The organism is Planococcus notacanthi (assembly GCF_030407825.1).
GTDB classification, from domain to species: domain Bacteria; phylum Bacillota; class Bacilli; order Bacillales_A; family Planococcaceae; genus Planococcus; species Planococcus notacanthi.
In genome coordinates this window covers 293,959-318,663 of sequence record NZ_JASDCQ010000003.1, presented here as the reverse complement: position 1 = coordinate 318,663, position 24,705 = coordinate 293,959, and the positions used below count along the sequence as shown (strand labels likewise).

24 protein-coding genes are annotated in these 24,705 nt (G+C 45.5%); 9 read left to right on the top strand and 15 right to left on the bottom strand.

Annotation, left to right across the window (positions count from 1 at the left end):
• Nucleotides 1-26: 26 nt before the first annotated feature.
• The gene (locus QMA01_RS12870; protein ID WP_290215152.1) at nucleotides 27-1,745 is read left to right on the top strand and encodes an ABC transporter ATP-binding protein; all 1,719 of its coding nucleotides are present in this window, start codon (nucleotides 27-29) and stop codon (nucleotides 1,743-1,745) included.
• A gap of 97 nt (nucleotides 1,746-1,842) precedes the next feature.
• A complete protein-coding gene (locus tag QMA01_RS12865) occupies nucleotides 1,843-2,022 on the top strand; it encodes a hypothetical protein (RefSeq protein ID WP_191715486.1) in 180 nt (59 codons plus the stop codon).
• Nucleotides 2,023-2,303: 281 nt separating this feature from the next.
• On the opposite strand, the gene hflX is transcribed toward QMA01_RS12865, so the two are convergent.
• Complete coding sequence (hflX, locus tag QMA01_RS12860; protein WP_191715485.1) at nucleotides 2,304-3,575, bottom strand: GTPase HflX; 1,272 nt, start codon at nucleotides 3,573-3,575, stop codon at nucleotides 2,304-2,306.
• Nucleotides 3,576-3,653: 78 nt separating this feature from the next.
• The gene (locus QMA01_RS12855; RefSeq protein WP_290215151.1) at nucleotides 3,654-4,367 is read right to left on the bottom strand and encodes a VOC family protein; all 714 of its coding nucleotides are present in this window, start codon (nucleotides 4,365-4,367) and stop codon (nucleotides 3,654-3,656) included.
• Between the two features lie 198 nt (nucleotides 4,368-4,565).
• Here QMA01_RS12855 and QMA01_RS12850 point away from each other — a divergent pair, with 198 nt between their 5' ends.
• Nucleotides 4,566-6,122, top strand: coding sequence for a BCCT family transporter (locus QMA01_RS12850; protein ID WP_290186840.1), 1,557 nt, complete (start codon nucleotides 4,566-4,568; stop codon nucleotides 6,120-6,122).
• Between the two features lie 69 nt (nucleotides 6,123-6,191).
• On the opposite strand, the gene putP is transcribed toward QMA01_RS12850, so the two are convergent.
• A complete protein-coding gene (gene putP / locus QMA01_RS12845) occupies nucleotides 6,192-7,712 on the bottom strand; it encodes a sodium/proline symporter PutP (protein WP_290186842.1) in 1,521 nt (506 codons plus the stop codon).
• 111 nt (nucleotides 7,713-7,823) lie between these two features.
• Here putP and QMA01_RS12840 point away from each other — a divergent pair, with 111 nt between their 5' ends.
• Nucleotides 7,824-8,186 carry a DUF2188 domain-containing protein gene (locus QMA01_RS12840; RefSeq protein ID WP_191715481.1) on the top strand — a complete coding sequence of 121 codons (363 nt, stop codon included), beginning with the start codon at nucleotides 7,824-7,826 and terminating at the stop codon, nucleotides 8,184-8,186.
• A gap of 38 nt (nucleotides 8,187-8,224) precedes the next feature.
• Here the strand turns inward: QMA01_RS12840 and QMA01_RS12835 are convergent, their stop codons facing one another.
• The 3 genes from QMA01_RS12835 to desA all read right to left on the bottom strand — a co-directional run bounded on the left by QMA01_RS12835 (nucleotide 8,225) and on the right by desA (nucleotide 11,072).
• Nucleotides 8,225-8,824, bottom strand: coding sequence for a response regulator transcription factor (locus QMA01_RS12835; protein WP_191715480.1), 600 nt, complete (start codon nucleotides 8,822-8,824; stop codon nucleotides 8,225-8,227).
• Nucleotides 8,821-9,957, bottom strand: coding sequence for a sensor histidine kinase (locus QMA01_RS12830; RefSeq protein ID WP_191715479.1), 1,137 nt, complete (start codon nucleotides 9,955-9,957; stop codon nucleotides 8,821-8,823). The genes QMA01_RS12835 and QMA01_RS12830 overlap by 4 nt, the downstream gene beginning before the upstream one ends.
• A 95-nt stretch (nucleotides 9,958-10,052) precedes the next feature.
• Nucleotides 10,053-11,072 carry a Delta(5) desaturase DesA gene (gene desA / locus QMA01_RS12825; RefSeq protein WP_191715478.1) on the bottom strand — a complete coding sequence of 340 codons (1,020 nt, stop codon included), beginning with the start codon at nucleotides 11,070-11,072 and terminating at the stop codon, nucleotides 10,053-10,055.
• Between the two features lie 207 nt (nucleotides 11,073-11,279).
• Between desA and QMA01_RS12820 the strand changes: the two genes are divergently transcribed.
• The gene (locus tag QMA01_RS12820; protein ID WP_191715477.1) at nucleotides 11,280-11,510 is read left to right on the top strand and encodes a hypothetical protein; all 231 of its coding nucleotides are present in this window, start codon (nucleotides 11,280-11,282) and stop codon (nucleotides 11,508-11,510) included.
• A 287-nt stretch (nucleotides 11,511-11,797) separates the two neighbouring features.
• Here QMA01_RS12820 and cydC read toward each other — a convergent pair whose 3' ends face one another.
• The 5 genes from cydC to QMA01_RS12795 all read right to left on the bottom strand — a co-directional run bounded on the left by cydC (nucleotide 11,798) and on the right by QMA01_RS12795 (nucleotide 18,272).
• Nucleotides 11,798-13,504, bottom strand: a complete 1,707-nt coding sequence (gene cydC, locus QMA01_RS12815; protein ID WP_290215150.1) for a thiol reductant ABC exporter subunit CydC — start codon at nucleotides 13,502-13,504, stop codon at nucleotides 11,798-11,800.
• Nucleotides 13,501-15,228 carry a thiol reductant ABC exporter subunit CydD gene (cydD, locus tag QMA01_RS12810; protein ID WP_290215149.1) on the bottom strand — a complete coding sequence of 576 codons (1,728 nt, stop codon included), beginning with the start codon at nucleotides 15,226-15,228 and terminating at the stop codon, nucleotides 13,501-13,503. Before cydD ends, cydC begins: the two co-directional genes overlap by 4 nt.
• A 178-nt stretch (nucleotides 15,229-15,406) precedes the next feature.
• Nucleotides 15,407-15,577 (bottom strand): hypothetical protein, encoded by a 171-nt coding sequence (locus QMA01_RS12805; RefSeq protein WP_191715474.1) that lies wholly within the window; start codon nucleotides 15,575-15,577, stop codon nucleotides 15,407-15,409.
• A 110-nt stretch (nucleotides 15,578-15,687) separates the two neighbouring features.
• A complete protein-coding gene (locus QMA01_RS12800; RefSeq protein ID WP_290215148.1) occupies nucleotides 15,688-16,419 on the bottom strand; it encodes a hypothetical protein in 732 nt (243 codons plus the stop codon).
• A gap of 209 nt (nucleotides 16,420-16,628) precedes the next feature.
• Nucleotides 16,629-18,272 (bottom strand): AMP-binding protein, encoded by a 1,644-nt coding sequence (locus QMA01_RS12795; protein WP_191715472.1) that lies wholly within the window; start codon nucleotides 18,270-18,272, stop codon nucleotides 16,629-16,631.
• 158 nt (nucleotides 18,273-18,430) lie between these two features.
• On the opposite strand from QMA01_RS12795, the gene QMA01_RS12790 reads away from it, so the two are divergent.
• Nucleotides 18,431-19,588 (top strand): class I SAM-dependent methyltransferase, encoded by a 1,158-nt coding sequence (locus QMA01_RS12790; protein ID WP_203340489.1) that lies wholly within the window; start codon nucleotides 18,431-18,433, stop codon nucleotides 19,586-19,588.
• On the top strand, nucleotides 19,585-19,839 hold the full coding sequence (locus tag QMA01_RS12785) for a hypothetical protein (RefSeq protein WP_203340490.1): 255 nt from the start codon (nucleotides 19,585-19,587) through the stop codon (nucleotides 19,837-19,839). The genes QMA01_RS12790 and QMA01_RS12785 overlap by 4 nt, the downstream gene beginning before the upstream one ends.
• Nucleotides 19,840-19,890: 51 nt before the next feature.
• Here the strand turns inward: QMA01_RS12785 and QMA01_RS12780 are convergent, their stop codons facing one another.
• Nucleotides 19,891-20,310, bottom strand: coding sequence for a hypothetical protein (locus tag QMA01_RS12780; protein WP_203340491.1), 420 nt, complete (start codon nucleotides 20,308-20,310; stop codon nucleotides 19,891-19,893).
• Nucleotides 20,311-20,462: 152 nt separating this feature from the next.
• On the opposite strand from QMA01_RS12780, the gene QMA01_RS12775 reads away from it, so the two are divergent.
• Both QMA01_RS12775 and QMA01_RS12770 read left to right on the top strand, forming a co-directional pair.
• Entirely contained in the window at nucleotides 20,463-21,386 is a 924-nt protein-coding gene (locus QMA01_RS12775; RefSeq protein WP_290215147.1) for an ABC transporter ATP-binding protein, read from the top strand.
• Nucleotides 21,364-22,308: an ABC transporter permease subunit gene (locus QMA01_RS12770; protein WP_290215146.1), complete on the top strand. Its 945-nt coding sequence runs from the start codon at nucleotides 21,364-21,366 to the stop codon at nucleotides 22,306-22,308. Before QMA01_RS12775 ends, QMA01_RS12770 begins: the two co-directional genes overlap by 23 nt.
• Nucleotides 22,309-22,532: 224 nt before the next feature.
• Here the strand turns inward: QMA01_RS12770 and QMA01_RS12765 are convergent, their stop codons facing one another.
• The 3 genes from QMA01_RS12765 to QMA01_RS12755 are packed head-to-tail and all read right to left on the bottom strand — an operon-like array spanning nucleotide 22,533 to nucleotide 24,670.
• Nucleotides 22,533-23,255 (bottom strand): alpha/beta hydrolase, encoded by a 723-nt coding sequence (locus QMA01_RS12765; RefSeq protein WP_290215145.1) that lies wholly within the window; start codon nucleotides 23,253-23,255, stop codon nucleotides 22,533-22,535.
• A gap of 23 nt (nucleotides 23,256-23,278) precedes the next feature.
• Nucleotides 23,279-23,893, bottom strand: coding sequence for an NAD(P)-dependent oxidoreductase (locus QMA01_RS12760; RefSeq protein WP_191715465.1), 615 nt, complete (start codon nucleotides 23,891-23,893; stop codon nucleotides 23,279-23,281).
• Nucleotides 23,894-23,938: 45 nt separating this feature from the next.
• On the bottom strand, nucleotides 23,939-24,670 hold the full coding sequence (locus tag QMA01_RS12755) for an NADPH-dependent oxidoreductase (RefSeq protein WP_191715464.1): 732 nt from the start codon (nucleotides 24,668-24,670) through the stop codon (nucleotides 23,939-23,941).
• Nucleotides 24,671-24,705 lie beyond the last annotated feature (35 nt).

Here is a 24,705-nt window from a genome sequence, read left to right as displayed (position 1 = left end):
GTGAGAAAAAAACGAGGTGGATTTTATTGAGATTAAAACAATTTTTCCAGTATTATAAGCCGCACAAACGGCTTTTTGTCATTGATTTTTCCAGCGCGGTCTTTGTCGCTATCCTGGAACTTGCCTTTCCGGTCGCCGTCCAGTGGTTTATCGACGACCTGTTGCCAAGCGGCAATTGGGGAACGATCACTACCGTCAGCTTCCTGTTGTTGATTGTCTTCCTATTGAGTACATTCCTACAGTATATCGTCAGTTACCTGGGGCATAAACTGGGCATCAACATTGAAACCGATATGCGCGAAGAGCTGTTCACCCATGTTCAGCGGCAGTCCTTCCGTTTCTTCGACAATACCAAAACCGGACACATCATGAGCCGTGTCACCAACGATCTATTCGATATCGGCGAACTCGCCCATCACGGGCCGGAAGATTTCTTCATCGCCATCATGACCTTTTTCGGCGCATTCGGCATCATGTTCTGGATCAACCCGAAATTGGCGCTCGTTACTCTGATTGTCATTCCGTTCCTCATCTGGCTTATCACGTATTGCAACATCAAGATGAATCAGACCTGGGGCAATATGTACAGCAAAATCGCCGACGTCAACGGCCGAGTCGAAGACAGCGTTTCAGGAGCGCGTGTCGTCCAGTCATTTACGAATGAAGAATTTGAAATCGAACGCTTCAAAACCGATAACGACCGTTTCCGCCTTGCCAAGCTGATTGCTTACAAAGTCATGGCAGCTACACATTCGAGCATCTATATGATGACGCGTCTCTTGACCTTAGTCGTGCTGGTCTATGGAGCATGGCTCAATTTCCAAGGGGAATTGTCTTACGGGGAACTTGTCAGTTTCGTATTGTTCCTGAATGTCTTGATTAAGCCGATCGATAAGATCAGCGCATTGCTTGAGCTATATCCGAAAGGAATGGCTGGTTTCAGCCGATTCCGTGATTTGATTGATCAGGCACCTGACATCAACGACCGAAAAGACGCTGTAGCTGTTGAGAAACTGAATGGAGATATTTCATTCAACAACGTCCATTTTGGCTACGACAACAACAAACCCGTTTTATCGGGAATCGATTTGAATTTGCGTGCCGGTGAAACCGTTGCGTTCGTTGGTCCTTCAGGTGCTGGGAAAACGACCATCTGTTCCTTGATACCACGCTTCTACGACATTCAACAAGGAAGCATTACCATTGACGGCATGGATATTCGGGACATGACCAAGCATTCCTTGCGTTCACAAATTGGCATTGTTCAACAGGACGTTTTTCTGTTTACCGGCACCATCCGCGAAAACATCGCCTATGGCAAACGCCATGCCAGCGAAGAAGAAATTTTAGCGGCTGCTAAAAAAGCGCATTTGGAAGATTTTGTCCAAAAGCTGCCGCAAGGTTATGATACACAAATCGGGGAACGTGGATTGAAGTTGTCTGGCGGACAAAAGCAACGTCTGGCAATCGCCCGTATGTTCCTGAAAAACCCACCGATCTTGATTTTGGATGAAGCCACTTCGGCACTCGATACCCAAACAGAACGGGTTATCCAAGATGCATTGGCTGAACTTGCAGAAAACCGGACGACGTTGATTATTGCGCACCGCCTCGCGACCATCCGCGATGCTGACCGCGTGATCGTGGTGACGGAAGATGGCATTGCCGAACAAGGCGGATACACTGAGTTGCTGGAAACAGACGGCATTTTCGCCAATCTTCACCGCCTCCAGTTCCAACAATAAGTTCTGAAAAAATCGCACGACAAGTCAAAAAAGAAGCTGTGCGATTCATTTTTGAGAGGTGTATTGTGTCCTGAATGACTGGAATTACCGCCGGGAAATGTGGCGCATCGGAATTTGTGGCCATTGTGATCCGGTCGCTTATCTCGATGCATTGCTGCAATACCAGGCATTGGTCAAAATGACGATCAGCAAGCGGGATATTCACTGGGATTCATTCCACTACTACCGCCTTCGAGATGTTGAAATCGGCAAATATGCCATTCGTCAGGAGTTATAAAGATCGAATATATCCTATTCCTGAGCTTTTTGAAGGCATGGAAAGTATTTAGAGCTTATTAGAAAGTATTCAGCTGTTTACGGAAAGTATTTACATCCAAACAGAAAGTATTTCACTCAACTTGGATAGTAAGCTCTTTTAATGGAATAAAACTAATCTTCTTTTCAAAATAAATCCAAAAAAAAACCGCATACAATGCAAAAACCGCTGGAGAAAAATCAATGATTTTTCTCCAGCGGTTTTATTTTAGGGACTTATGGGACAGTCCCTTTTTTGACGTTCTATTTCCCGATGACAAATTGCTGGTAGCGGTCGTAATCCGCATGGCTTAGTTCCACTTTCAGCAAGGTGCCTTCTTCTTCGTATTCGGTTTCCAAGATGCTGGCGTGTTCGTTCAGGTAAGCGACAATGTCGCCGCGATCGAACGGAATGACCATACGGCACGTGACATAATCGGCGAAAATCCTTTTTTTGATGACTTCCAGCAATTCATCCAGACCTTTTCCTTCTTTTGCAGCAATCCACAAGCCGTCGCCATTTACGGCCGGGTACCGGATTCCCGCCAAATCGGATTTATTGTAGACATACAGCGTTGGCACATTTTCAACTCCAACGGCCTGCAAGGTTAGGTTCGTGACTTCCATCATATAACGGTGCTCTTCATTAGACACGTCGACAACATGCAGCAAAAGGTCTGCATTGCGGGCTTCTTCCAATGTCGAGCGGAACGCTTTCACCAAATGATGCGGAAGTTTGCTGACGAAACCGACTGTGTCTGTAAGCAAGAAGCTTTTATTGTCTTCCAGGCGAATCTGACGGACAGACGTTTCCAATGTAGCAAACAACATGTCTTTTTCAAATACCTGCTTTTCCTCATTTTGTCCTGTTTTCGTCAATAATCCATTCATCACCGTTGATTTTCCGGCATTCGTATAACCGACCAACGACACGACGGGCATGCCTTTTTTGGTGCGCTGTTTGCGCTGCGTGACGCGCTGGTCTTTAATATGCTCGAGCTCTTTGTGCAGCTTCGAGATTTGGTCTTCGATTTTCCGGCGATCCAGTTCCAGTTTTGTTTCACCAGCTCCACGGTTGGCTACGCCACCGCTGCTGCTCCCGCCTTGGCGGCCAAGTGATGCACGCAGGCCGACCAAACGCGGCAGCATGTATTGAAGCTGCGCCAGTTCCACCTGCACTTGCGCTTCACGTGTTTTTGCACGCCGTGAGAAAATATCTAATATCAGCATTGTCCGGTCAATGACTTTGCATTCCAAGTCTTCTTCTAAATTCCGAATCTGCGATGGCGACAACTCATCGTTGAAAATCACGAGATTAGCATCGGCTTCTTCATAGAAGGCTTTAATTTCTTCCACTTTACCGCTTCCGACGTAATGCGAAGGATTGATGCGATCCAGGTTTTGTGTAACTTCCCCGACCACTTCGACATTACAAGCTTCTGCTAAATTATGCAGTTCTTCCATTCCATATGCGAAATGAAGATCCTTTTGAAGCTGGACACCGACGATGACCGCTCTTTCTTGTAGTTCATCCATTAATCATGTCCTCCTTTTGCAGGAAAGGCAATTTCCTATTCAATCTATCCATTTTACCACAGATTAGCTGCAGCTAAACTATAGACGCGGTAGCCAGTACCGGCCATGTGCATATTCAACCTTATTTTCACCATCTACAAAATGCACTTCTTCCAGACGTTCCTTTGGCTGATCGGTTTTTCTGAATTCAATTCGGCAGTTCGGCAATTCCAGGCTGCCGCCGAGAATCTTCCGCCATGCATCTGCCGTTTCCTCGGGATTCCACACCCCAAACACGCAGCGGTCGATCGCAAGCTTCTCGTTCATATCCTGCACGGCTCCATTATCCCGTAACTTCCTGTAGCGTTGCTCGTCCGATTCCTGCCATTCAATGAAAAATGGGGAAGGCAAGCTCGTCGATACGGGCTCTTCGATAAATAACATCTTCCATTTGATCACTTGTCCCGCTTCAGTCCGCCGCTCGGCATCCAAAATGCCGGAAGTTTTAATCCCTCGGCCTTCTAAGTCTTCGTGAACTGCCTGAATCTCGCTGGTCCGAAGGCATATGGTTCCAAAACCTACTTGGTCGTGCAACAACAGCCTTGTCAGAGGGTGATCTGCACGGGAAGCAATTTCCTCTTTCTCTACTGCCAGCCATTCAATATAGCAATCCTTCAGGTACAGCAACGCGTTATGCGTCCCCCAGCTTACGTGTTGCCCCCCAACAGCAGCATGGAAGTTTTTTTGTCGCCACTGTTCCACAACTTCTTTAGGATTTTGTTGAATAAAATGAACAATGTGATCCAGTTTCATAAAGCACCTCACTTATCTATTTTTATCCACGCTATACCGTTCGCCATTTCCTTCAAGTTTCCTTTAAATGGCGAACAGTAATATGCCAAAGAAACATACAATAACTTAATGGCAATTTAGATTTTTTTGCCAGAATGGGTGGTTTTCACTCCCTATGTTCGGTAGTCTAAATTATAGAAAAACTTTTAGGAGGTACCAATGAATAAAAAATCGCTTGGAAATCCCGTATTTTTAGTATCCGCTACCGTCATACTTATCCTCGTCATCTTAGGCGCGGTTATGCCGGTCCGTTTTGGAGATGTAGCAGGAACTTTATTTAACTTTACGACCTTGAATTTCGGCTGGTTTTATCTCCTTGCCGTCTTTATCATCACCCTCTTCCTCATCATCATCGCTTTATCCAAATACGGCGGCATCCGCCTTGGCGCTGACAGTGATCGTCCCGAGTTCCCATTCTTCACCTGGATTGGCATGTTGTTTTCTGCAGGGTTTGGAGCAGGCCTTGTTTTCTGGGGAGTAGCCGAACCAATGAGCCATTTTTTCACCACACCTTTCGGCGACGAAGCACAGACACCGGAATCGGCTCGAATTGCCATGGGCTATTCATTCTTTCATTGGGGAGTCAGCCAGTGGTCGGTATTCGCACTCGTTGGTCTTGTCATCGGATTTCTGCAATTCCGCAAAAAGAAACCCGGATTGGTTTCCACGGCACTTGAGCCGGTGCTCGGCGGTAAACCTTTAGTCAAGCATTCCATCGATTCGCTGGCAGTCATCGCTACCGTGATGGGAATCGCTACATCTCTTGGGCTTGGCGTGCTCCAAATGAATGGCGGGCTGAATGCGGTATTTGGAATCGACAACGCCTTTCCAATTCAGCTAGGGATCATCGTCGTCATGTTCGCCGCTTACACTCTGTCTTCTTCTACCGGCCTGAAAAAAGGGATTGCGTACTTAAGCAACCTGAACCTTGGATTGGCATTGGTTCTGATGGTCTTTGTTTTTATTGCAGGCCCTACCGTTTTCATCATGGAAACTTTCACTTTGGCATTGGGCGATTACATCACCAACTTCGTTTCTTACAGTCTTCGCCTTCAGCCATATGCAAACGGCGACTGGGTAGAAGGCTGGACGATATTCTATTGGGCCTGGGCCATTGCCTGGTCTCCATTCGTCGGTGCCTTTGTTGCACGCGTCTCCAGAGGGCGCACAATACGTGAATTCGTTATGGGTGTGCTTGTCATCCCGCCTGCCATCGCCTGTCTGTGGATTGCCGTCTTTGGCGGCACTGCCCTTTGGTATGACTTGAATCAGGGCACAGGAATCGCAGAAGCGGTCGATAATGACCTGACCTCGGCATTGTTCCAGACATTTGACGTTCTGCCGCTGACAACCATCATGTCCATTCTCGCAATCCTGCTGATTTTCACTTTCCTTGTGACTTCGGCTGACTCTGCTACCTATATTCTGGCTTCTATGACCAGTTACGGAAGCCTGAATCCACCAACAGCCTTCAAGATTGTCTGGGGTGTGCTGATGGCTGCAATTGCAGCAGTCCTGCTGTATGCGGGCGGATTGGAAGCTCTTCAAACCGCATCTTTGATTTCAGCTCTGCCGTTCACGGTGCTGCTGGTACTGATGCTTTGGTCTTTCACAAAAATCATCCGCAGAGAATCACCACCTATTAAGGAATCGGAATTGCAGCGCTTTAAGCGGATGGAACAGGAATCCCGCAAACAACGCAACCGTAATAGTTAATAACTCAGCATGCAAAAGGCGTACAGCCCTTCCATTTGGAAGGAGCTGTACGCCTTTTTGTTGGTAAACTTATTTGTCTTCGTTGATCAATCGAACTGTTTCATCGAATTCTTTCTCAATTTGTGCATCTGGTTTGTATGTGACCAGGCTGACAAGCCATGTAACAAGCAAACACAGGAAGAATCCAGGAATGATTTCATAGACATTGCCGATGAAATTCGTTGTTTCAGTAGCTCCAGGATCCTCGGGAATTGTACCGATCAAATCCCATACGATGACCGTTACAGCACCGACGATCATTCCGGCTAAAGCACCCATTGATGTTAGCTTACGCCAGAATAAAGACAACAGGATAATCGGTCCGAAAGCGGCACCGAATCCGGCCCACGCATACGCAACCAAGCCAAGAATCGTATTGTTCTGTTCCCATGCCAGGTAGGCGGCAATAACAGCAATCAACGCCACAGCGATACGCCCTAAGTTCACATATCCTTTTGGCGATGATTCTTTCTTGAAGGCAATCTTATACAGATCTTCAATCAACGCTGATGAACTTACCAAAAGCTGGGAAGAAATGGTACTCATAATAGCTGCCAAAACAGCTGCCAGTACAAATCCAGCAACCAGTGGATGGAACAGAATCTGGCTCAAGTCCAGAAAGACCGATTCAGGATCCACTAAAGTCGCTGAAGGGTTCTGCTGGAAGTAAGCAATCCCAACAAGTGCTGTGGCTGCCGCTCCAAGGAGACTGAAAATCATCCAGCCCATGCCAATACGGCGGGCCACACGGACTTCCTTCAAGGTTTTAATCGCCATAAAACGGACGATGATATGCGGCTGGCCAAAATAACCAAGTCCCCAGGCTACTGCTGAAATGACACCGATGGTGGAGGCACCTGAAATCAGGCTCAACATGTTCGGATCCACTTCACGGATGCTGGCAGCTGTTTCGCCAAATCCGCCTGTGGCAAAAATGCCTACTGCCGGTACTGCGATCAAAGCCAGCACCATCATGATGCCCTGAACAAAATCCGTATAGCTGACGGCCAGGAATCCGCCGAATAAAGTGTAGGCTACAACAACAATCGAGCCCAAGACTAACCCTAAATGATAGTCCATACCGAATGAACTCTGGAAGAACAAACCAGAAGCGACCATTCCGGATGAAACGTAGAATGTAAAAAAGATTAAAATGATAATACCTGAAACAATTCTTAATAACCTTGATTTGTCTTTCAGGCGGTTCTCCAGAAAACTTGGAATCGTGATCGAGTCACTGGTTACGAACGAATAAATCCGCAATCTCGGTGCAACGAAGAACCAGTTTAAAAAGGCACCGACGGTTAATCCGATCGCAATCCACACTTCAACTAGTCCATTAAGGTAAATCGCCCCCGGCAAGCCAAGCAAGAGCCAACCGGACATATCCGAGGCACCGGCACTAAGTGCAGCAACTGCTGGTCCAAGACCCCTTCCACCAAGCATGTAGTCGGATAAATCTGCTGTTTTCCGATAAGCGTACCAACCAATAAACAACATGGCTGCAAGATAAATAGATAGTGCAATGATTTGATAAGTAGTATCTGTCATTCTATCCCCTCCTTGTTTTACAGTGTAACATCCTTAACTTTTATTAAAAGTCCCTTTTTCGGTTTTATAGCCAATCCAAGTGGGGAAAAGAATCTCAAGGAGGAGATTATTATGCCGTGGAGCAAAAATGATTATCCGGATTCGTTCAAAAATCTAGACAGTGCCGTCCGCAATAAAGCCATTGAAATTGCCAACGCATTGCTTCGTGATGGCTACGAAGAAGGCCGTGCCATTCCAATTGCTTTGGATCAGGCAAAAAAAAGCGTAGAGGGCGACGAAGAACGGCCGATTTATGAAATCAGAAAGCACGACGAAGGTTGGCAATTAAAGAAAAAAGACAGCAAAAAAGCCATCTTGATTGAAGAAACCAAAGAAAGCCTGATGGGAGAAGCCAAGCGTTATGTCAATAAAAATCACGGAGAACTCCATATCTACACGGAAGACGGCTCCTTGTCAGATACACTTTATGAATGATTGAAAAGTAAATGCCGCTGTCGGCTGACAGCGGCATTTTATTTAAACCATCCTTTTTCTTTAAAACGGGAAATGGCTTCAATCCGGTTCCCCACTTCCAGCTTATCCAAAATCGTCGAGATGTAATTGCGTACTGTTCCAGTCGTTATGAACAACTCTTTGGCAATTTCTTTCGTACTCCGCCCCTCGGCAATCAACTCCATTACCTGGCTCTCACGTTCGGTTAACGGATTTTCGTCGCCGTATGCCAAATCCACCAATTCCGGTGCATAAATACGGCGTCCATCCATAATTGTCCGAATGGATGTTGCAAGGTCTTCGCTCGGGCTGTCTTTCAGCAAATAGCCGCTGACTCCTGCCTTTCGAGCACGTTCAAAATAACCTGAGCGCGCAAAGGTCGTTAAAATAATGATTTTACACGGCTTTTCTTTCAAGATTTCTGCTGCGTCCAACCCGCTTTTCAACGGCATCTCGATGTCCATGATACAAATATCAGGCTGCAGCTTTTCGACAAGTTCAATGGCCTCTTCTCCATTCGATGCTTTGCCCACTACTTCCATATCTTCTTCCAAATCCAATAAGGAACCTAAAGCCCCCAACATCATCCGCTGATCTTCAGCCAATACGATTCGGATCATTTAATCGCCTCCTTTGAACTATAAAGAATCACGTTCGGCACCCGAATATTCAATGTAGTGCCTTCCATGACTTTGATATCCACTGATCCGTTGACAAATTCCAGACGTTCGCGCATCCCTGCCAATCCATTTCCTTGCAAAGATGTGTTTCCTTCCGGAAATCCTTTTCCATCATCCTGTACTTGAACAAGAATTTCTTCAGGATTTTGTTTGATCAGGACACTGCACCGTGTAGCATTACTGTGTTTCACGACGTTTGTCACAGCTTCTTTCAAACACATGCTCAAAACGTTTTCAACAAGCAGCGGTGTATTGGTCAATTGCGGCGAACCATAAAACACAAAATCGATTTCAGCCGCTTTTAAAATTTGCTGAATCCGCAGAAGTTCCTCGTCCAGTTTCGTGCCCCGCATATTGGATACCAGCTCCCGCACTTCCTTTAGAGCTGTACGGGCTGTCTGCCGCACGTCATTGATTTCATTCAAGGCCGACTCCGGATTCCGGTAGATCAACTTGCCTGCCAAGTCACTTTTTAAACCGATCAGTGACAACTTCTGTCCTAAAGTGTCATGCAGGTCACGTGCAATCCGCTCGCGTTCTTCAATAATAACCAATTGGGAGATCCGCTTATTAGCATCTTCAAGTTGGCCTTCCAACTTCTCTCGTTTGTTGCGGTTGTAGGTATTGAAAGGCAGCAGAATAACTCCCAATATGCTGAGCACGATAAACGGCAACTGCGAAACATACAATTCACTGTGTTCAAAAAAGCCGAATACCACAGCAGCAATCGTCGTGCCAATATGGAGGCCATAGATGATGAAAAAGCCGACTTTATTACGCAGATTGCCGATGAAAAACGCCACAAAAATAGCGAGATAAACATAACCGAACAACAGAATCATCGCGATATTGATAGCCATTTCTATACTTACCCAGACATAGACAAAGCCGGTTTTCGAATTGAATGAAAGACGGTACGCAATAAAGAACAGCAGCAGCAGCAAAATGCCGATGACGATCTCAGGCAATGAGGAAGAACGAAAAATAAAGAAAAAAGGCAAAATACAAAAGATGACCCAGGCGTAAAGACTCAACCATGGATTTTTAGGAAATATTTGATACCAGCTTTGCATAAGAGCCTCCTGTTCGTTTCTATATGAGTCAATCATAGCAAAAAATAAGCAAAAGAAAAAACCATTCTGCTAAGAATGGTTTTTTCTGCCAACTATTACTGTTGAACAGTTTTCGAATGGCCTAATAAGTGTTTGATGTCGCCAAATGTAACGAATGTTTTATTTGGTGCATCATACAATTTATAGCGCAATGATTTCAAGCTGGATTTAATGTTTATTGTTGTTGCCTGTTGAAGCGGCGGAGTGGATTCGTGCGCTTTTTCCAAGTTGTAGTTTGGAACACGCGGGCTCAAGTGATGCACATGGTGGAAACCGATGTTGCCCGTTACCCATTGCAATACTTTCGGAAGCTGGTAATAAGAGCTTCCTTCTACAGCCGCTTTTACATAATCCCATTCGTTTTCGTCTTCAAAATACGAATCTTCGAATGTGTGTTGAACATAGAACAACCAAATGCCGAACGCTCCAGCTATAAACATGGTTGTACCTTGAACGATCAGGAATGCCTGCCAGCCAATTGCCCAGATTAAAAGCGAATAGATGACAACAAGCGAGATATTGATCAAGTACGTGTTATTGCGTTCTTTTTTACGTGCATCTTTACGGTTGAAACGGCTTGAGATCAAGACCAGGAATAACGGTCCGAATCCAAACATGACCAGTGGATTGCGGTACATGCGGTATTTGAAACGTTCCCATTTCGATGCTTCCACATATTCTTCAATTGTCATAACCCAGATATCGCCGACTCCGCGCTTATCAAGATTACCACTTGAAGCATGGTGAATCGAGTGCTCACGTTTCCACTTTTCATATGCGAAAAGTGTCATGATGCCAGTAATCGTCCCGACAACTGCGTTAGCTTTTTTGTTTTTGAAAAATGATCCGTGTGTGCAGTCATGGAAGATGATGAATGTGCGGATGACGAATGCCGCAGCCACTGCTGATAATGCAATTGTTAACCAGATAGAGACATCAAGCGCCTGATAGGCTAAGAACCATGCCAAAATGAAAGGTGGAATTGTATTTGCTAATTGTCTTACACTTGCTTTGACGTCAGCCTTTTCGAAAGGTGCGACAAACTTGCGTAATTGTGCTGTTTTTTCTCTGCTCATGTTTTCGGCTTCCTCCTTATGCGGACTTTTTCAATCCGAATAACTTATTAACCTAATCATAAAGTGAAAGCAACATGACAATAAGACACAAACGTCTATATTTCTATATGACAGTTGTCATGTATTTCAGAAAATCAAGCTCTTTAAAATTACAAGCAATATGTGTATACTGTAAATAATCAGAAAAATCAGAACGGAGTGGAGCTTATGACCGGTCTCGTCGCCGTCATCATGGTCTTTTCAATTCCATTAGCAGGCATTATCACTTCACATTTTCAAGCCCAAACAAAACTGAAGCACAAGATGCTCCAAACTGAGCTGGAGCTTGAAAAACTGAAGCACGATAACTATGTCATCGAAACACAGAAGATGCGCCTTGAACTGGAACAAATGAAGCTGGAAGATGCCAAAAAAGACGATTATTTGATGTTGAAATAAAAAGTCTCCAAGAACCTAAAAGCCCCTTTATGCATATTCGCATGAAGGGGCTTTCCTTGCTTGCTCTAATGTGCGGAAGAGCTGCTGATCGCTTCCGCTTTTCTATGTCCAGCTCCAGCGATCAGCCCCTCGGGGTCATAAGTCCCTCTGGCCATACGGCTGAAGAAATACCGTACAGCCAAAGTGCCTTATGCCTGTCGGAGGTCCACAGGATGTGGATCAGGTAACCGTTGCGACAGAAAGTCGCGTACTTAGGTTACCTTCCTTAGACGATCGCTTCCGCTTTTCTATGCAAAAACACTATTCTCGATTTGCTTCAACTGGTAGAAATAAGAGTGCTTCTTCATTAATTCGTTGTAAGAACCTATTTCTACGATCCGGCCATTTTCCATGACGGCAATTTGATCCATCTTCTCCAGACCCACCAAGTCATGACTGATAACAACAAAGGTATCATTATGGCCTTGTCGGAACAATTCTTCGTAAATGGCTCTTCCTGTTACACTGTCGACGGAAGAAACCGGCTCGTCCAGAAACCAGAGCGACTTCCCTTTTAGAAGAGCACGCGCAATCGCCAAACGCTGTTTTTGGCCTCCGGACAAATTCTGTCCTTTTTCTTCGACCTTCATCTCAAGCGGAAACAACTCCAACTGGACTTGGGCCAATGTCCGTTCCATCTCCTCATCGCTTGCCGCTGGATTAGCGATTGATAAATTGCTGCGGATTGTGCCAAAAAAGAAATGGTTTTCCTGGAGGACGATATTCATTTCCTGCCAAATGGCTTCTTGATCGAGTGTTTCCACCGGCTTTCCACCAATGGACAATTGGCCTTGATCGACAGGAAAAACATTCAGCAATAATTGCATCAAAGTCGACTTGCCTGAACCGCTGGGCCCGACAACCGCAGTCTTTGTTCCTGGCTTCAACTGGAGCGATACCCCATCAACCGCAAGCGCTGTTTCTCCTGGATAACTGAAGGACGCTTCTTTCAAGTTGATTTCAAGCGGTCTATCCGGAAGTTTTTCTATTCCTTGTGCGGCCCCAGGAACTGCGACAATTTCCTCCAATCGCACAGCTGCTTTTCTGCTTTCTTCAAAGTAAGCTGGAAATGCCGCCATAGGTGCCACGTTTTCAAAAGCGGCAATGGAAATCATGACGAGCATCGCCAAATATAAGCCTTCCAGTTCACCAGCGGCAACAAAATATGCGCCGACACCCAGAACAAAGAATGAAACCAGCAACGCGACCAATGAATTGATTGACTGTGCCAAATTTTCTTCCAAGCCCTCTTTTCGCTGCCCTTCATTATACTGGTCAGCCTCTTTTTTCAGCAGCTGTTCTTTTTTGCCTAACTGCTGGTGGATTTTCAAATCACGGAAACCGTACAGAAATTCGGTGGCTTCTACAGCCAGGCTTCCACGCATCGCTCTGACCTGCCCAACTGTTTTGCGTTTTCGGATAGAGAACAAAGCAGGCACGATTACTACAGTCAACAGCATGCCGATCAGCATAACCAAAGCAATGCCTATGGAAAAGAACGAGCTGAAAAAAATGGTGCTTAAAAAAACGATACTTAATACAACTGGCGGATAAAAAACACGCAATAGAAAATTCTGCAGGCTTTCGACGTCTCCTACAATGCGAGACAACAAGTCACCGCTCCGATATTTGCCGAAAATCCCAGGTGCAAGCGGCGTGAGCCGTTCAAAAAATGAGACCCTTAAATGGCTGAGCATGGTAAATGTGGCGCGGTGTGAATACAAACGCTCACCGTACCGGCTCAATGCCGAAGCAAAACCGAATAACTTCAAACAAGCCGCCATCACAACCAATGTCGTCATTTGAGAAGTTAACGCAGCTTTCGAAATTAAATAACCACTCGACCCCATCAATGCCACACTGGCGATCCCCGCTAAAAACCCGAAGAAGATGGCAATCGAGACATCCTTTTTTTCAATGAGCGTCAATTTTAATACATGCTTTAATTCATTCATCGCACACTGCCTCCTTGCTGTGCCGATAGCATTTCTTTATATAGACTATATGTTTGCAGCAATTCATCATGGCTTCCAACAGCTTCAAGCTTGCCGCCGTCAAGGAAGAAAATCAGATCCGCTTTCCTGATGGTATGCAAACGGTGTGCCACCGTGATAACCGTCGATGTTTTCTGCAGTTCACTTAGTGAATCCTGCAGAATTTGTTCGGTCCGCAAATCCAGGCCGGTTGTTGGCTCATCGAATAAAATCAAAGAAGGCTTCTTCAGAAAAGCCCGCGCCAATGCAATCCGTTGCTTTTCTCCACCCGATAATCCACGACCTGCTTCACCAATAGGCGTTTCAAATCCCTGCTCAAGTGCCAAGACCATTTCAGCAATCCCTGCCTTTTCAGCTGCATCCAAAATTTCAGCATCACTGACTTGCCGATTGGCACCGATCTCCATGTTCTCCCGAATCGTGCCTGCAAAAAGGTAAGGGTTTTGAGAAATATAACTTAATTGGTCAAACCAGGATTGTTCACTCATTTTCTCCCGTTGGACTCCATTGATCATCAGACGCCCTTCACTTTGCGGCAAAAGCCCAGCCAACAACTGCATGAGCGTCGTTTTTCCTGATCCGCTTTTGCCGATGATCGCCACTTGGCTATAAGGAGGAATCTCACCATCCATTGGCGCTAAAGTAAAACCATCATCGCCATATTGAAAAGACAAGCCCTCAAGCGAAAGATGCGGTGGTTCAGGCGCCAATTTCTCACTGCCCCAAACCAGACTTGGATGAGTTTTTTCTAGTTCAGCTGACAATTGATTTGCTGCCGACACGCTTCCTCTTGCTGTATGAAAGGCGCTGCCGAAATCTTTCAGCAGATTAAAGAAATCCGGCACTAAAATCAAAATGAAAAATGCCGTGAAAAAACTGATGCTGTCGAAGACGACAAGGCGCAGACCGATTTCAAGTGCAATGATTCCGATGCTCAGCATTGAGATATACTCCAGCATCAAAGAAGAAAGAAACGCTGATTTCAATACGTCCATTGTGGAGTCTCGGAAACTTAAACTGCTCTTGCGGATGGTATTCCGTTGTTTTTCAGCCTGTCCGAGTAACTTGAGTGTCGTTAAACCTTGCAACACATCAAGAAACGTACCCGAAAACTGGCTGAGTTGCTCCATTTTTTCGTCCGCTTTTTTTTTCGTCCCTTTTCCGACCATAGCCATAAAAACCGGAATAAATGGGGCCGTAATCAGGATAATAACTCCGGTTGTCCAGTTTTGAGTAAAAATAACCACCAATAATAACAGTGGAATAATATAAGTTTGAATCATTTGTGGAATGTATTTGCTGAAGAACCCATCTACTTCGTCTACCGCATCCATCAACAAGCTGACTTTCTGGCCGGACTGGCCTTGAGCTGCTGATTGCAGCGGATTTGAAGCAAACGATTTTATTAAAGTATTTCGAAATTCACTTTTTACATCAGCAGCCAAGTTCACGCCTGCCCGGCCAATTGCATACCCGGTACCTGCACGCAGCAGGATCGCCGACAACAAGCCGACAAACAACGGCAGCAAACTTTCGAATGCAGCATTTTGAAGAAAGACCCGATCTGCAATAGCCACGAAAAACAAGGCTTGCCCAATGGTAGCAACCCCTTTTAAAACCGACGCCACTGCCAGGAAAGCCATCTTGTTCTTCCGCTGAAATGCCAGTTGCTTTAAATCGTTCATGCCATTCTCTCCTTCACTTTACCTCCTTCTATTATAAGGCATCCAATGTTGAAACCCTCATCAGGCGCCCATAGCTGCTGCGTTTATAGCGATTTTTGTTACAGTCCTGTTCACAATTCCACTCTTGGCATGTAAACAAAAAAACCTGCTGGCGGTCAGCCAAGCAGGGTGCGAATGATTAATTTTCAATTGTTTGTCCATGCATGCCCGTTGAAAAAATAGCGGTTTTCAGCCAAGTCATGTCTTCCTGTATTTTCAGTTTTAAGGATTGATCAACACATTTTCGATATTCATCCATTAACTTAATCAGTTCATATTCGAAAATGGCCAATTCTTCTTCTGTAAGCACTGTAAACACCCTCTTAGGTAAGCCGTTTTTATACCATGCTTTATTACCTATCTTAGTACGACTATTATACCATTATCTTTCTTTTTTTGCTATAAAAATAAATTTTTATTTTACAAAAGTAACAATAGGACGGAATAAGAAATCAGCCCAGTACAAAAGGCCAATAAACTGCTCTCCCGCTCTTCCGGCAATTCTTCCTTTAAAACATTTAAAATAATGCCGCCTGCCAATAACGCAGTCAGTACTGACATAATCCAATCATGCACTTCCGTAACGGCACCAATTCCCCAGCCGATCAGAATCGCCGCAGCCAACAACCATCTTCCGTACCGCTCGTAATCCTCTGGGTGGGTAGCGCGCAACCCTTTATCGTTGGCCATGAAATGAACAGCCATCGCGGAAAAAAACAAAACCATACTCCCCATATCCTGATAATCTTCCCTAACGAGCAAATAGCCAATGACGCCATTATACAAAGCAAAAGTGATAATGTGAACCCAAAAAACTCCGGTCGCTGCTTTAGGCTCTGCAAGATGTCTATTTTTCTTTTTAGAGGTCTTCACCCAATGCTCCAGTGCATAAAAGATGACCAATCCGGTCATCGCAAGCAAATATATATGATTTTCCAAAAATCTCAGACTGCCATTCTCCAGTTCACCCTGCAATTCATCTTGGAAAACTCCGAGTTCCGGCAACAAGTGCAAAAAGACATAAGCGACCGATATCCCACCCGCGATGGAAAGGAACCGGCTTCGCGGCAACACTTTCAACAGTTTTAAACGTTTTGAAAACAGATGGATCAAAACAAACCCAACGGCAAAAATGAAGCTCAGCCAAATCATCCGCAAGCTCCTCCTTTTAGACAGATAGATGGCCAGATAAGAAGGGTGCGGCTATTTCTGCGAAACACCAAATACCCTATATTCGAGACAAACTTCTTTTTACTTATCTCCCCTTTATGAAGAATTGTAAACTAGGACAAGGATTGATCTATAAGCAAAATAGAAAAGGCACCCAAAAGGATGCCTTACAACTTCTGTTATTTCTTTTCTCACACTTCAGCTTTTCGGCTTTGTTCGACTGATAGCTCGCGCAACTTGAACTTTTGTATTTTCCCTGAAGCCGTCATCGGATATTCCTTGGTGAACTCAATATAGCGCGGAATTTTGTGCCGGGATATTTTTCCTGTGCAATAAGCTTTCAGCTCTTCTGCATCGAGCTTTTCTCCTTCTTTCAAGATCACCCATGCCATCAGCTCTTCCCCATATTTCGGATCAGGCACACCCACTACTTGAACATCCTGTACAGAAGGATGCTGATAAAGAAATTCTTCGATTTCACGCGGATAAATGTTCTCGCCTCCACGGATTACCATATCTTTGATGCGTCCGGTGATGGCAATATAGCCATCTTCGTCTTCAACAGCGATGTCGCCCGTATGAAGCCAACCTTCCGGATCGATCGCAGCTTTTGTGGCTTCTACATTTTTATAGTAGCCTTTCATAACATGGTAGCCCCTTGTACAAAGTTCTCCAGGCACTCCGGTCGCTACCTGTTCCCCTGTCAACGGATCGATGATTTTCACTTCCACTCCCGTATGCGGTTTGCCGACTGTCGACACCCGTTTTTCGATGTCATCATCAGCCCGCGTCTGTGTGATGACCGGTGATGATTCTGTCTGGCCATAAGCGATAGTAATTTCCGAAGCCCCCATATCATGGATGACTTTCTTCATCACTTCGATCGGACAAGGAGAGCCCGCCATGATGCCTGTACGCAGCGTCGACGTATCGAAAGACGCAAAATCCGGATGGTTCAACTCGGCGATGAACATCGTCGGCACTCCATGAAGTCCTGTGCACTTTTCATCCTGCACCATTTGCAGTACACGTTTCGGTTCAAACTGTTCTGCAATGACCATCGTCGTCGAATGCGTCACTGCAGCCATTGTTCCAAGCACGCAGCCAAAACAATGGAAAAACGGGACAGGAATACACAAGCGGTCGGTTTCTGTCAGGTTCATCGTATCACCGATCAGTTTGCCGTTATTGACAACGTTCAGGTGCGTCAGCATGACGCCTTTCGGAAATCCGGTTGTGCCGGATGTATACTGAATGTTGATGACGTCGTCGGGATCCATCGAATGAAAACGTTCCTGGTAATCAGCGTCGCTGACCTTTTCAGCAAAAGCCTCGAATTCATTCCATGTGTAGATTCCTGGGTAACTCGAGTTGCTCATGACAATCACCCGTTTGAAATGCGGCAGTTTCTTGCTGACGATTTTGCCTTTCTCAGCCGTTGCCAACTCCGGGCAAACCGTGTTGACGATTTCTATATAACTCGTACCTTTAAACTCTTCCCCTAATATCAAAGTTGTCGCGTCCGACTGCTCCAATAAATATTCAAGTTCGCTCGATTGGTAGCTCGTATTGACCGTCACTAATATACCACCCATTTTCCCGGTGGCGAATTGGCTCAGCAGCCATTCACGCTTGTTGTCTGACCAAATGGCCACATGTTCCCCTTTTTCAATCCCAATTCCAATAAATGCCTTTGCCAGGCGATCTGTTTCTTCATCAAATTCCTTGTAGGTTTTTCGAATCCCATGTTCCGGATAGACGTAAGCTTCTGTCTTCGGATTCAGCGCAGCCTGTTCTTTCACGACTTGCCCGACTGTTTTCTGCAAAGTCACCATTTTCCATCCCCCTATTTGAAAACGTTTTCACCCATCTATATTATCACAAAATTCCAAATTAATGGGACGTGCTTTTATCGGAACGAACCGGACAGCTCGCTCTTTTTATGCACCGCATGATAAACTAAAACTATTACATGCAACGGAAAGGATCGACCATGGAATTACAAACAATGCAGGATCAATTGACAGAACGCCTTTTGCAGCAGCAATTGGTGTCAGCAACCGTCAGCCAGCCGCGACTGAAATCTAATGACATCAAGCGGATCAAACTGAAGCCGGTTGAAATTAAAAACGAATACTTAATCCAATTTGAATATCAGCATGAACATGTGCTGAAACACGAAAACTTGCCCCTTGAAGAAGCATGCCGTAAATTGGAATCTCTTTTCAATGACTTTCGCCAAGCCCTGTTTCAATTCACGGATGAAAAAGTACAGATCCAGCTTTCCAAAAAATTCAAAGTCAGCTGGAAAGCCGAACAGACCGGCGAGAAAAAAGCTGAGCTCTCTCATAACCGCAAAAAGCAATACTTACTGGAAGACGGCATCCCCTATCCATTCCTGGTTCGCCTCGGCGTTCAAAGCTCGGATGGAAAAGTCAAAAAGCAGAAGTACGATAAATTCCGCCAAATCAATCGTTTCATTGAATTTATTGATGATGCACTTGCCTATTTGCCGCAGGACCGCACCGTCCGGATCCTTGATTTTGGTTCAGGAAAATCGTATTTGACCTTTGCGCTGTATCATTACTTGCGCATTGAAAAAGGCTTGGACCTGCGGGTTACCGGCCTTGATCTGAAAAAAGAAGTGATTGAGGAATGCCAGCAGATTGCGGAAGATCTACGCTATGAACAGCTTGAGTTCCTGGTCGGAGACATCAATGACTACAATGAAGAATCCGCTGTCGATATGGTTGTCACGTTGCATGCCTGCGACGTAGCAACCGATATGGCTTTATCGCGCGCCGTCAAATGGGATGCAAAAGTGATTTTGAGCGTCCCTTGCTGCCAGCACGAATTGAACAGCCAAATCGCTGCACCGGAACTTGGCATCATGCTGCAGCACGGCTTGATCAAAGAGCGTTTCAGCGCTTTAGCTACGGACTCGATCCGGGCAGAACTGCTGTCTCTCGTTGGCTACGAAACGCAATTGATGGAATTTATTGATATGGAGCATACGCCTAAAAACATTTTAATCCGCGCTTATAAAACCGGCCGAAAACCGGGGGCTGGACAATTTAAGAAGTACAAACAATTTACTTCATTGCTATCAGCCGACCCATTTCTCGAAAACGAATTAAAGGAGTATCTATGAAACGCAAAAATTTAGTGAACGGCATGATTCTAGCTCTTTCTGTCGTGCTGATCCGTTTTATCGACGTTCGTATTTATGATATGAACCTGGTAGTGACCTTGCTGATATTGGGTGCCCTGATTTATGGAGCGATGCGCATCGTTGAACGCTTTCCGTCTCTTGAGGAACCTGTCAGTAAGCAGACTTCGTTCACTGTCAACACGCTTGTGATCCTTTTTATTTTTCTGGTGTTTTTTATATTCAAACTCTAAGTCTATCAAAAAAGCGATGGCCGGAATTCCGGCCATCGCTTTTTTGTCCATTCAAGGGGAGTTTTCATTGGGCTTTTGTTGCGCCTTTTCCTCGATTGTTTTATAGATATAAGTTTCCACCGGTTCTAGGGTGAATTTCAGGTTGCTGGTTTTTAGGTGATTCTTTAGATAATCAAGTTGATGGTTCTCTATTGATTCTGATTGCAGATTCAATATAGAGTGGACGGCAAGCATTCCTTCATTTGTTGCCATCGGGCTATCTTCTCCAGCTTTTTCACGGGCTTCCACTTGCTCCATGCCAAAAATCAGCCCTTCACTTTCCAGTTCTTTCATCACGGCTGCATATCGGTCTTCACCAATTTGCTGCGCCAGATGCTGATCTAATCGTTTGAGGTCATCATAGCCTCCGCCCATATAGTATTGCGTGTAATAAGCTATCAGAATCTGTTCCTTGTCCTCCAACTCTTTCATCGCCAATCCCTCCATCATTTTGCTGTTGATTCTGTTATTCCCTTTTTTCGAGTCCAATAAGCATTGTTGCCGAAGTTCACTTTAAAAAAATGAAACTTTAGCCTACTTGGTTCGTTACTACTAATGACATATAAGAGAGTAGGTGGCAGAGTATGGCTGAACAAGCGATTGTCCAAATCAAGAATCTATCGAAAACAATCGGCAAGAAAAAAATCATCAAAAATTTAAGCCTCGACCTGCACAAAGGCGAAATCACTGGATTTCTCGGCCCCAATGGAGCCGGAAAAACCACGACTATCCGGATGATGGTCGGTTTGATGCGACCGACCGAAGGCGACGTATGGATCGACGGCCAATCCGTGCAGGCAGACTTCGAAGGCAGCATCCAAAAAGTCGGGGTCATCGTGGAAAATCCTGAAATGTACAAATACATGTCCGGTTACAAGAACTTGCTTCATTTTTCACGGATGCACAAAGGAATATCCAAAGAACGGATTGATGAAGTCGTCAAACAGGTCGGCATGCAAAATCGCATCAATGAAAAAGTAGCTTCCTATTCACTCGGCATGCGGCAGCGCCTTGGTCTGGCACAAGCCCTTCTGCATGATCCGAAATTCCTTATTCTCGATGAACCCACAAACGGCCTAGATCCGGCCGGCATTCGTGAATTCCGGATTTACCTGCAGAAAATAGCCAAGGAAAACGGAGTGGCTATTTTTGTTTCCAGCCACCTTTTGTCTGAAATTGAATTGTTATGCGACCGGATTGCTATTATTCAAAACGGCGAATTAATCGATATCAAAAACGTCAATGATCTCCAGAGATCCCGCTATTACATTCAAGCAGAACCTCTGGAGTTGGCCGGTGAAGTGCTGACAGGCATTGGTTTCCCCACCGTATTGCATGATAAAGGCTATCTGATCGATTCTGGCGCCGAACATATTCCGGGAGCCATCAACTTATTGGTCGGAGCCGGCGTACGAATTTTTGCCGTCCAGCCATATCGTGAAACCTTAGAATCCCAATTCCTTGAAATGACAGGAGGCGGCGAAATTGCTCAAACTCATACAAAATGAATGGATGAAACTATGGAGCCGAAAAATGACTTGGATTATGGCTGCATTGCTGGTCGTGGTCGTATTTGCGGGTATCGGCATCACCAAATGGATGAATTCGACAGCCACTGAAAACGCCAACGAGAACTGGCGGGACATTGCTCAAGCAGAAATCGCCAACAGTATGGTCATGCTGGAAGAACCCGATCTTAGCGAACCACAGGCGGATTATTATGAAGGGCGGATTGCCATCGCTGAGCACCGGCTGGAAAATGACATTCCTTCATTTGAATACGCCAGTATGCAACAACAAGTGATCGATACCCATATGATGATGTCACTCGTTACGCTGTTGGCAGTCATTACGGCCGGCGGCATTGTAGCTTCTGAATTTTCACAAGGAACCATTAAAATGTTGTTGACACGGCCGGTGAAACGTTGGAAAATCCTCACTTCCAAATACATAACCGTTCTGCTGTTCGCCGTTGTATTAACCGTGATTTTATTGATTTCCACAGCACTCGCAGGATTGCTCTTTTTCGGAATTAGCGACGGAACCCTCCTCGTGTGGAACGGGTCGGAAGTGGCAGAAACTTCGTTCTGGCTGGAAGCCCTCAAACTCGCAGCACTTAAATTTTCAAGTGTCTGGATGATCAGCACGTTCGCATTCATGCTGAGCACCGTTTTCCGCTCTAGTTCCTTAGCAATCGGCTTATCGATCTTCCTGATGTTTACAGGCATCCAAGCTGTCTTCCTATTACAGAACTATGAAATCGTTAAATATTATTTGTTTACCCATACCGACCTGACACAATTTTCCACCGGTAATTTCATGATTTCTGATATCACTATCCAGATGTCCATCGTCGTATTGGCCGTTTACTTTTTGGTATTCATGGCCATCAGCTACTGGACATTCGGCAGAAGAGACATCACTGCGTAAAAGAAAAGCGGAAGCGCCCATGTAGATTCGACGGGCATAAGACGCGCTGACGAAGCGGCGTGTTTCCAGCCGCACAGTCAGAGTGGCTTATGACCCTAGAATCTGGGCGCTGAAGCTGGACAAAGAAAAGCGGAAGCGCCCGACTACAGGAACAGAAGCAGCCGAAAATTAACATCATACATCCTAACTCCATAAAAAAAGAAAACTGGCCCGAAATCTTCGGGTCAGTTTTCTTTTATCCATTGGGTTAATATCTCTACTACCTGGTCTTGCTGCTCGAGCGGCGTTATTTCAGCTGTGTTGTCACCTTTTTGTTCACCATATAAACCGAATTGCGCATGGTTGCCGCCTTCAATTTCAACGAGGACACTGTCATCCGGGAATAATTTCCGACTCTCTTCAATGTCTTCCACTGTAGACAAGCCGTCCAACTCTCCATAAATCGACAGCATCGGCAAGTCGCTGGCCGAAAAGTCGCCAGCTGGATATGCGCCAAGGAAATAAAGCCCTGCCAGCTTCGGCGAAGGATCTTCCGCATAAAACGAAGCGGCTACACCGCCCAAAGAATGGCCGCCAAGAAACCACTCCTCCACTTCAGGATGTTCTTCAATCACAGCATCGGCTTTTCTTGAACCCAGAATCCCAAAGTTCAATGGCAATTGGGGGATCGAAACCACAAAGCCTTCCTCGCTTAGGGATTGTCCGAGGTATGCGTAAGCTTCTTTTTTCACTTTTGCTCCCTGATACAAGATAATTCCTTTGCCGTTAGGTGATTCCGGCTGAAAAATCAAGCCCTCTTCATCCCGATCAATTGCAGATAGATCTACATTCTCAGTCAAGACAGCACTTGGTCCATTATCAAACTGAGCATAAATAACAAAGCTGATGATTGCAATTGCCAATAAAGCAAAAACGCCCAATCCTATACGCACTAACCATTTTTTCATGGGGCACCTTCTGTCTAAACTTTCTAGTAAGCCAAGCCTGCACGGCTCTGAATGAATTCCAGTGATTCCAGCTGGCGATACGCAAACTCCGCCGTGTCCCCAACCGTTATTTCTTTTCCTTCTTCAGGCAACAGATCTTTTTCTGCACGATAATTGCCGCGGGCTTCGCCATCCGGCAAGTATGTGGGGCAAACAATGGTCCATTGAAGAGAGGTTTTTTCAAACAACCGATAAACCGATTCATGTTCTTCTGCAGCAAACGTCAGCTTGCGCTTGGAATCTCCACCTTCGTAACGGAGCAGGCCTGGGCTCAACCGACTATCCAAAATTCCCGCCGTCCCAATGGTTATCACTCGTTCGATGCCGTTTTTTTCCATCGCGTTTACAATCAGCGGCGCCGCTTCAGATAAGGTCGTTGTTCGGTCTGTCCCAATAGCGCTGAAAATCGCTGAGGTCCCAATAATCGTTTTTTCAACGTCTTCTGCATTTCGTACGTCCCCAATAATCATTTCCAGATTCGGGTGCGCCTCTAATTTTTCAGACCGGACCAAAGCTTTTACGTGATGGCCGTCTGCTAAAGCCCGTTTAAGAATTTCGCTGCCCACACGTCCTGTAGCTCCGAATAGTGCCAGCTTCATTGCTTTTCCTCCTTAGGTTTTCTCTATCAAAAAACTTTGTCTGCCTTACTTGAAATGGTAGCCTTTTTTCGCCAATACTTCTTTAATGTCTTCACGGCGTGGCTTTCTTAGGAAATTTGCCATTTGTTGCGTCCAAGTAGCGGTTTTCTGATTCGATCCGCGGCTTGCATAATAGGCTTGGATCGTATTGTCGTATTCCGGCAAGATGGTTTCATACTTCGCCTCATCGTACTCATTTTCATGCAAAATCGCTTCGACCGGCAAACGTGGCTTGACGCCATTCGCTTCGTTCGGAACACCGACGGTCAAGCCGTAAACCGGGAAGACACCTTCAGGCAATCCGACCAGTTCGCTGATAGCTTCCATATTATTGCGGACGCCGCCGATATAGCAGATGCCATAGCCTTTCGATTCAGCTGCAAGAGCAAGATTCTGCGCCAGCAAACCAACATCGGTTACAGCCACAATCAAATTTTCCGCGTAATCGAAGACAATTTCCTGTCCCTGCATCTTGCCTGCATGCTGCAGCCGGTTGTAATCGGCACACATCAGAAAGACTGCTCCCGCGCCTTCCATTTGTTTAGCATTTTGGGACAGTTCGCCCAGTTTTTTGCGTTTTTCAGGATCTGTTACCCAAACGATTGAATAAGCTTGGACAAAGTGGGATGTGGCTGCATGTTGCGCCGCTGCAACCAGTTCGCTGACTTCCTCCCGTGACAATTGCTTTTCTTTATAGTCCCGTACAGAAGCGTGCGCTTTCATCAATTCGATAACCATTGATTGTATCCCCTCTCTCTTCATTTCTTCTATCG

Excerpts from the sequence above, each read along its gene's own strand:
- QMA01_RS12865 (WP_191715486.1), top strand. The coding sequence starts at position 1,843 with ATGTGGCGCATCGGAATTTGTGGCCATTGTGATCCGGTCGCTTATCTC.
- hflX (WP_191715485.1), bottom strand. The coding sequence starts at position 3,575 with ATGGATGAACTACAAGAAAGAGCGGTCATCGTCGGTGTCCAGCTTCAA.
- QMA01_RS12855 (WP_290215151.1), bottom strand. The coding sequence starts at position 4,367 with ATGAAACTGGATCACATTGTTCATTTTATTCAACAAAATCCTAAAGAA.
- QMA01_RS12850 (WP_290186840.1), top strand. The coding sequence starts at position 4,566 with ATGAATAAAAAATCGCTTGGAAATCCCGTATTTTTAGTATCCGCTACC.
- putP (WP_290186842.1), bottom strand. The coding sequence starts at position 7,712 with ATGACAGATACTACTTATCAAATCATTGCACTATCTATTTATCTTGCA.
- QMA01_RS12840 (WP_191715481.1), top strand. The coding sequence starts at position 7,824 with ATGCCGTGGAGCAAAAATGATTATCCGGATTCGTTCAAAAATCTAGAC.
- QMA01_RS12835 (WP_191715480.1), bottom strand. The coding sequence starts at position 8,824 with ATGATCCGAATCGTATTGGCTGAAGATCAGCGGATGATGTTGGGGGCT.
- QMA01_RS12830 (WP_191715479.1), bottom strand. The coding sequence starts at position 9,957 with ATGCAAAGCTGGTATCAAATATTTCCTAAAAATCCATGGTTGAGTCTT.
- desA (WP_191715478.1), bottom strand. The coding sequence starts at position 11,072 with ATGAGCAGAGAAAAAACAGCACAATTACGCAAGTTTGTCGCACCTTTC.
- QMA01_RS12820 (WP_191715477.1), top strand. The coding sequence starts at position 11,280 with ATGACCGGTCTCGTCGCCGTCATCATGGTCTTTTCAATTCCATTAGCA.
- cydC (WP_290215150.1), bottom strand. The coding sequence starts at position 13,504 with ATGAATGAATTAAAGCATGTATTAAAATTGACGCTCATTGAAAAAAAG.
- cydD (WP_290215149.1), bottom strand. The coding sequence starts at position 15,228 with ATGAACGATTTAAAGCAACTGGCATTTCAGCGGAAGAACAAGATGGCT.
- QMA01_RS12800 (WP_290215148.1), bottom strand. The coding sequence starts at position 16,419 with ATGATTTGGCTGAGCTTCATTTTTGCCGTTGGGTTTGTTTTGATCCAT.
- QMA01_RS12795 (WP_191715472.1), bottom strand. The coding sequence starts at position 18,272 with ATGGTGACTTTGCAGAAAACAGTCGGGCAAGTCGTGAAAGAACAGGCT.
- QMA01_RS12790 (WP_203340489.1), top strand. The coding sequence starts at position 18,431 with ATGGAATTACAAACAATGCAGGATCAATTGACAGAACGCCTTTTGCAG.
- QMA01_RS12785 (WP_203340490.1), top strand. The coding sequence starts at position 19,585 with ATGAAACGCAAAAATTTAGTGAACGGCATGATTCTAGCTCTTTCTGTC.
- QMA01_RS12780 (WP_203340491.1), bottom strand. The coding sequence starts at position 20,310 with ATGAAAGAGTTGGAGGACAAGGAACAGATTCTGATAGCTTATTACACG.
- QMA01_RS12775 (WP_290215147.1), top strand. The coding sequence starts at position 20,463 with ATGGCTGAACAAGCGATTGTCCAAATCAAGAATCTATCGAAAACAATC.
- QMA01_RS12765 (WP_290215145.1), bottom strand. The coding sequence starts at position 23,255 with ATGAAAAAATGGTTAGTGCGTATAGGATTGGGCGTTTTTGCTTTATTG.
- QMA01_RS12760 (WP_191715465.1), bottom strand. The coding sequence starts at position 23,893 with ATGAAGCTGGCACTATTCGGAGCTACAGGACGTGTGGGCAGCGAAATT.
- QMA01_RS12755 (WP_191715464.1), bottom strand. The coding sequence starts at position 24,670 with ATGGTTATCGAATTGATGAAAGCGCACGCTTCTGTACGGGACTATAAA.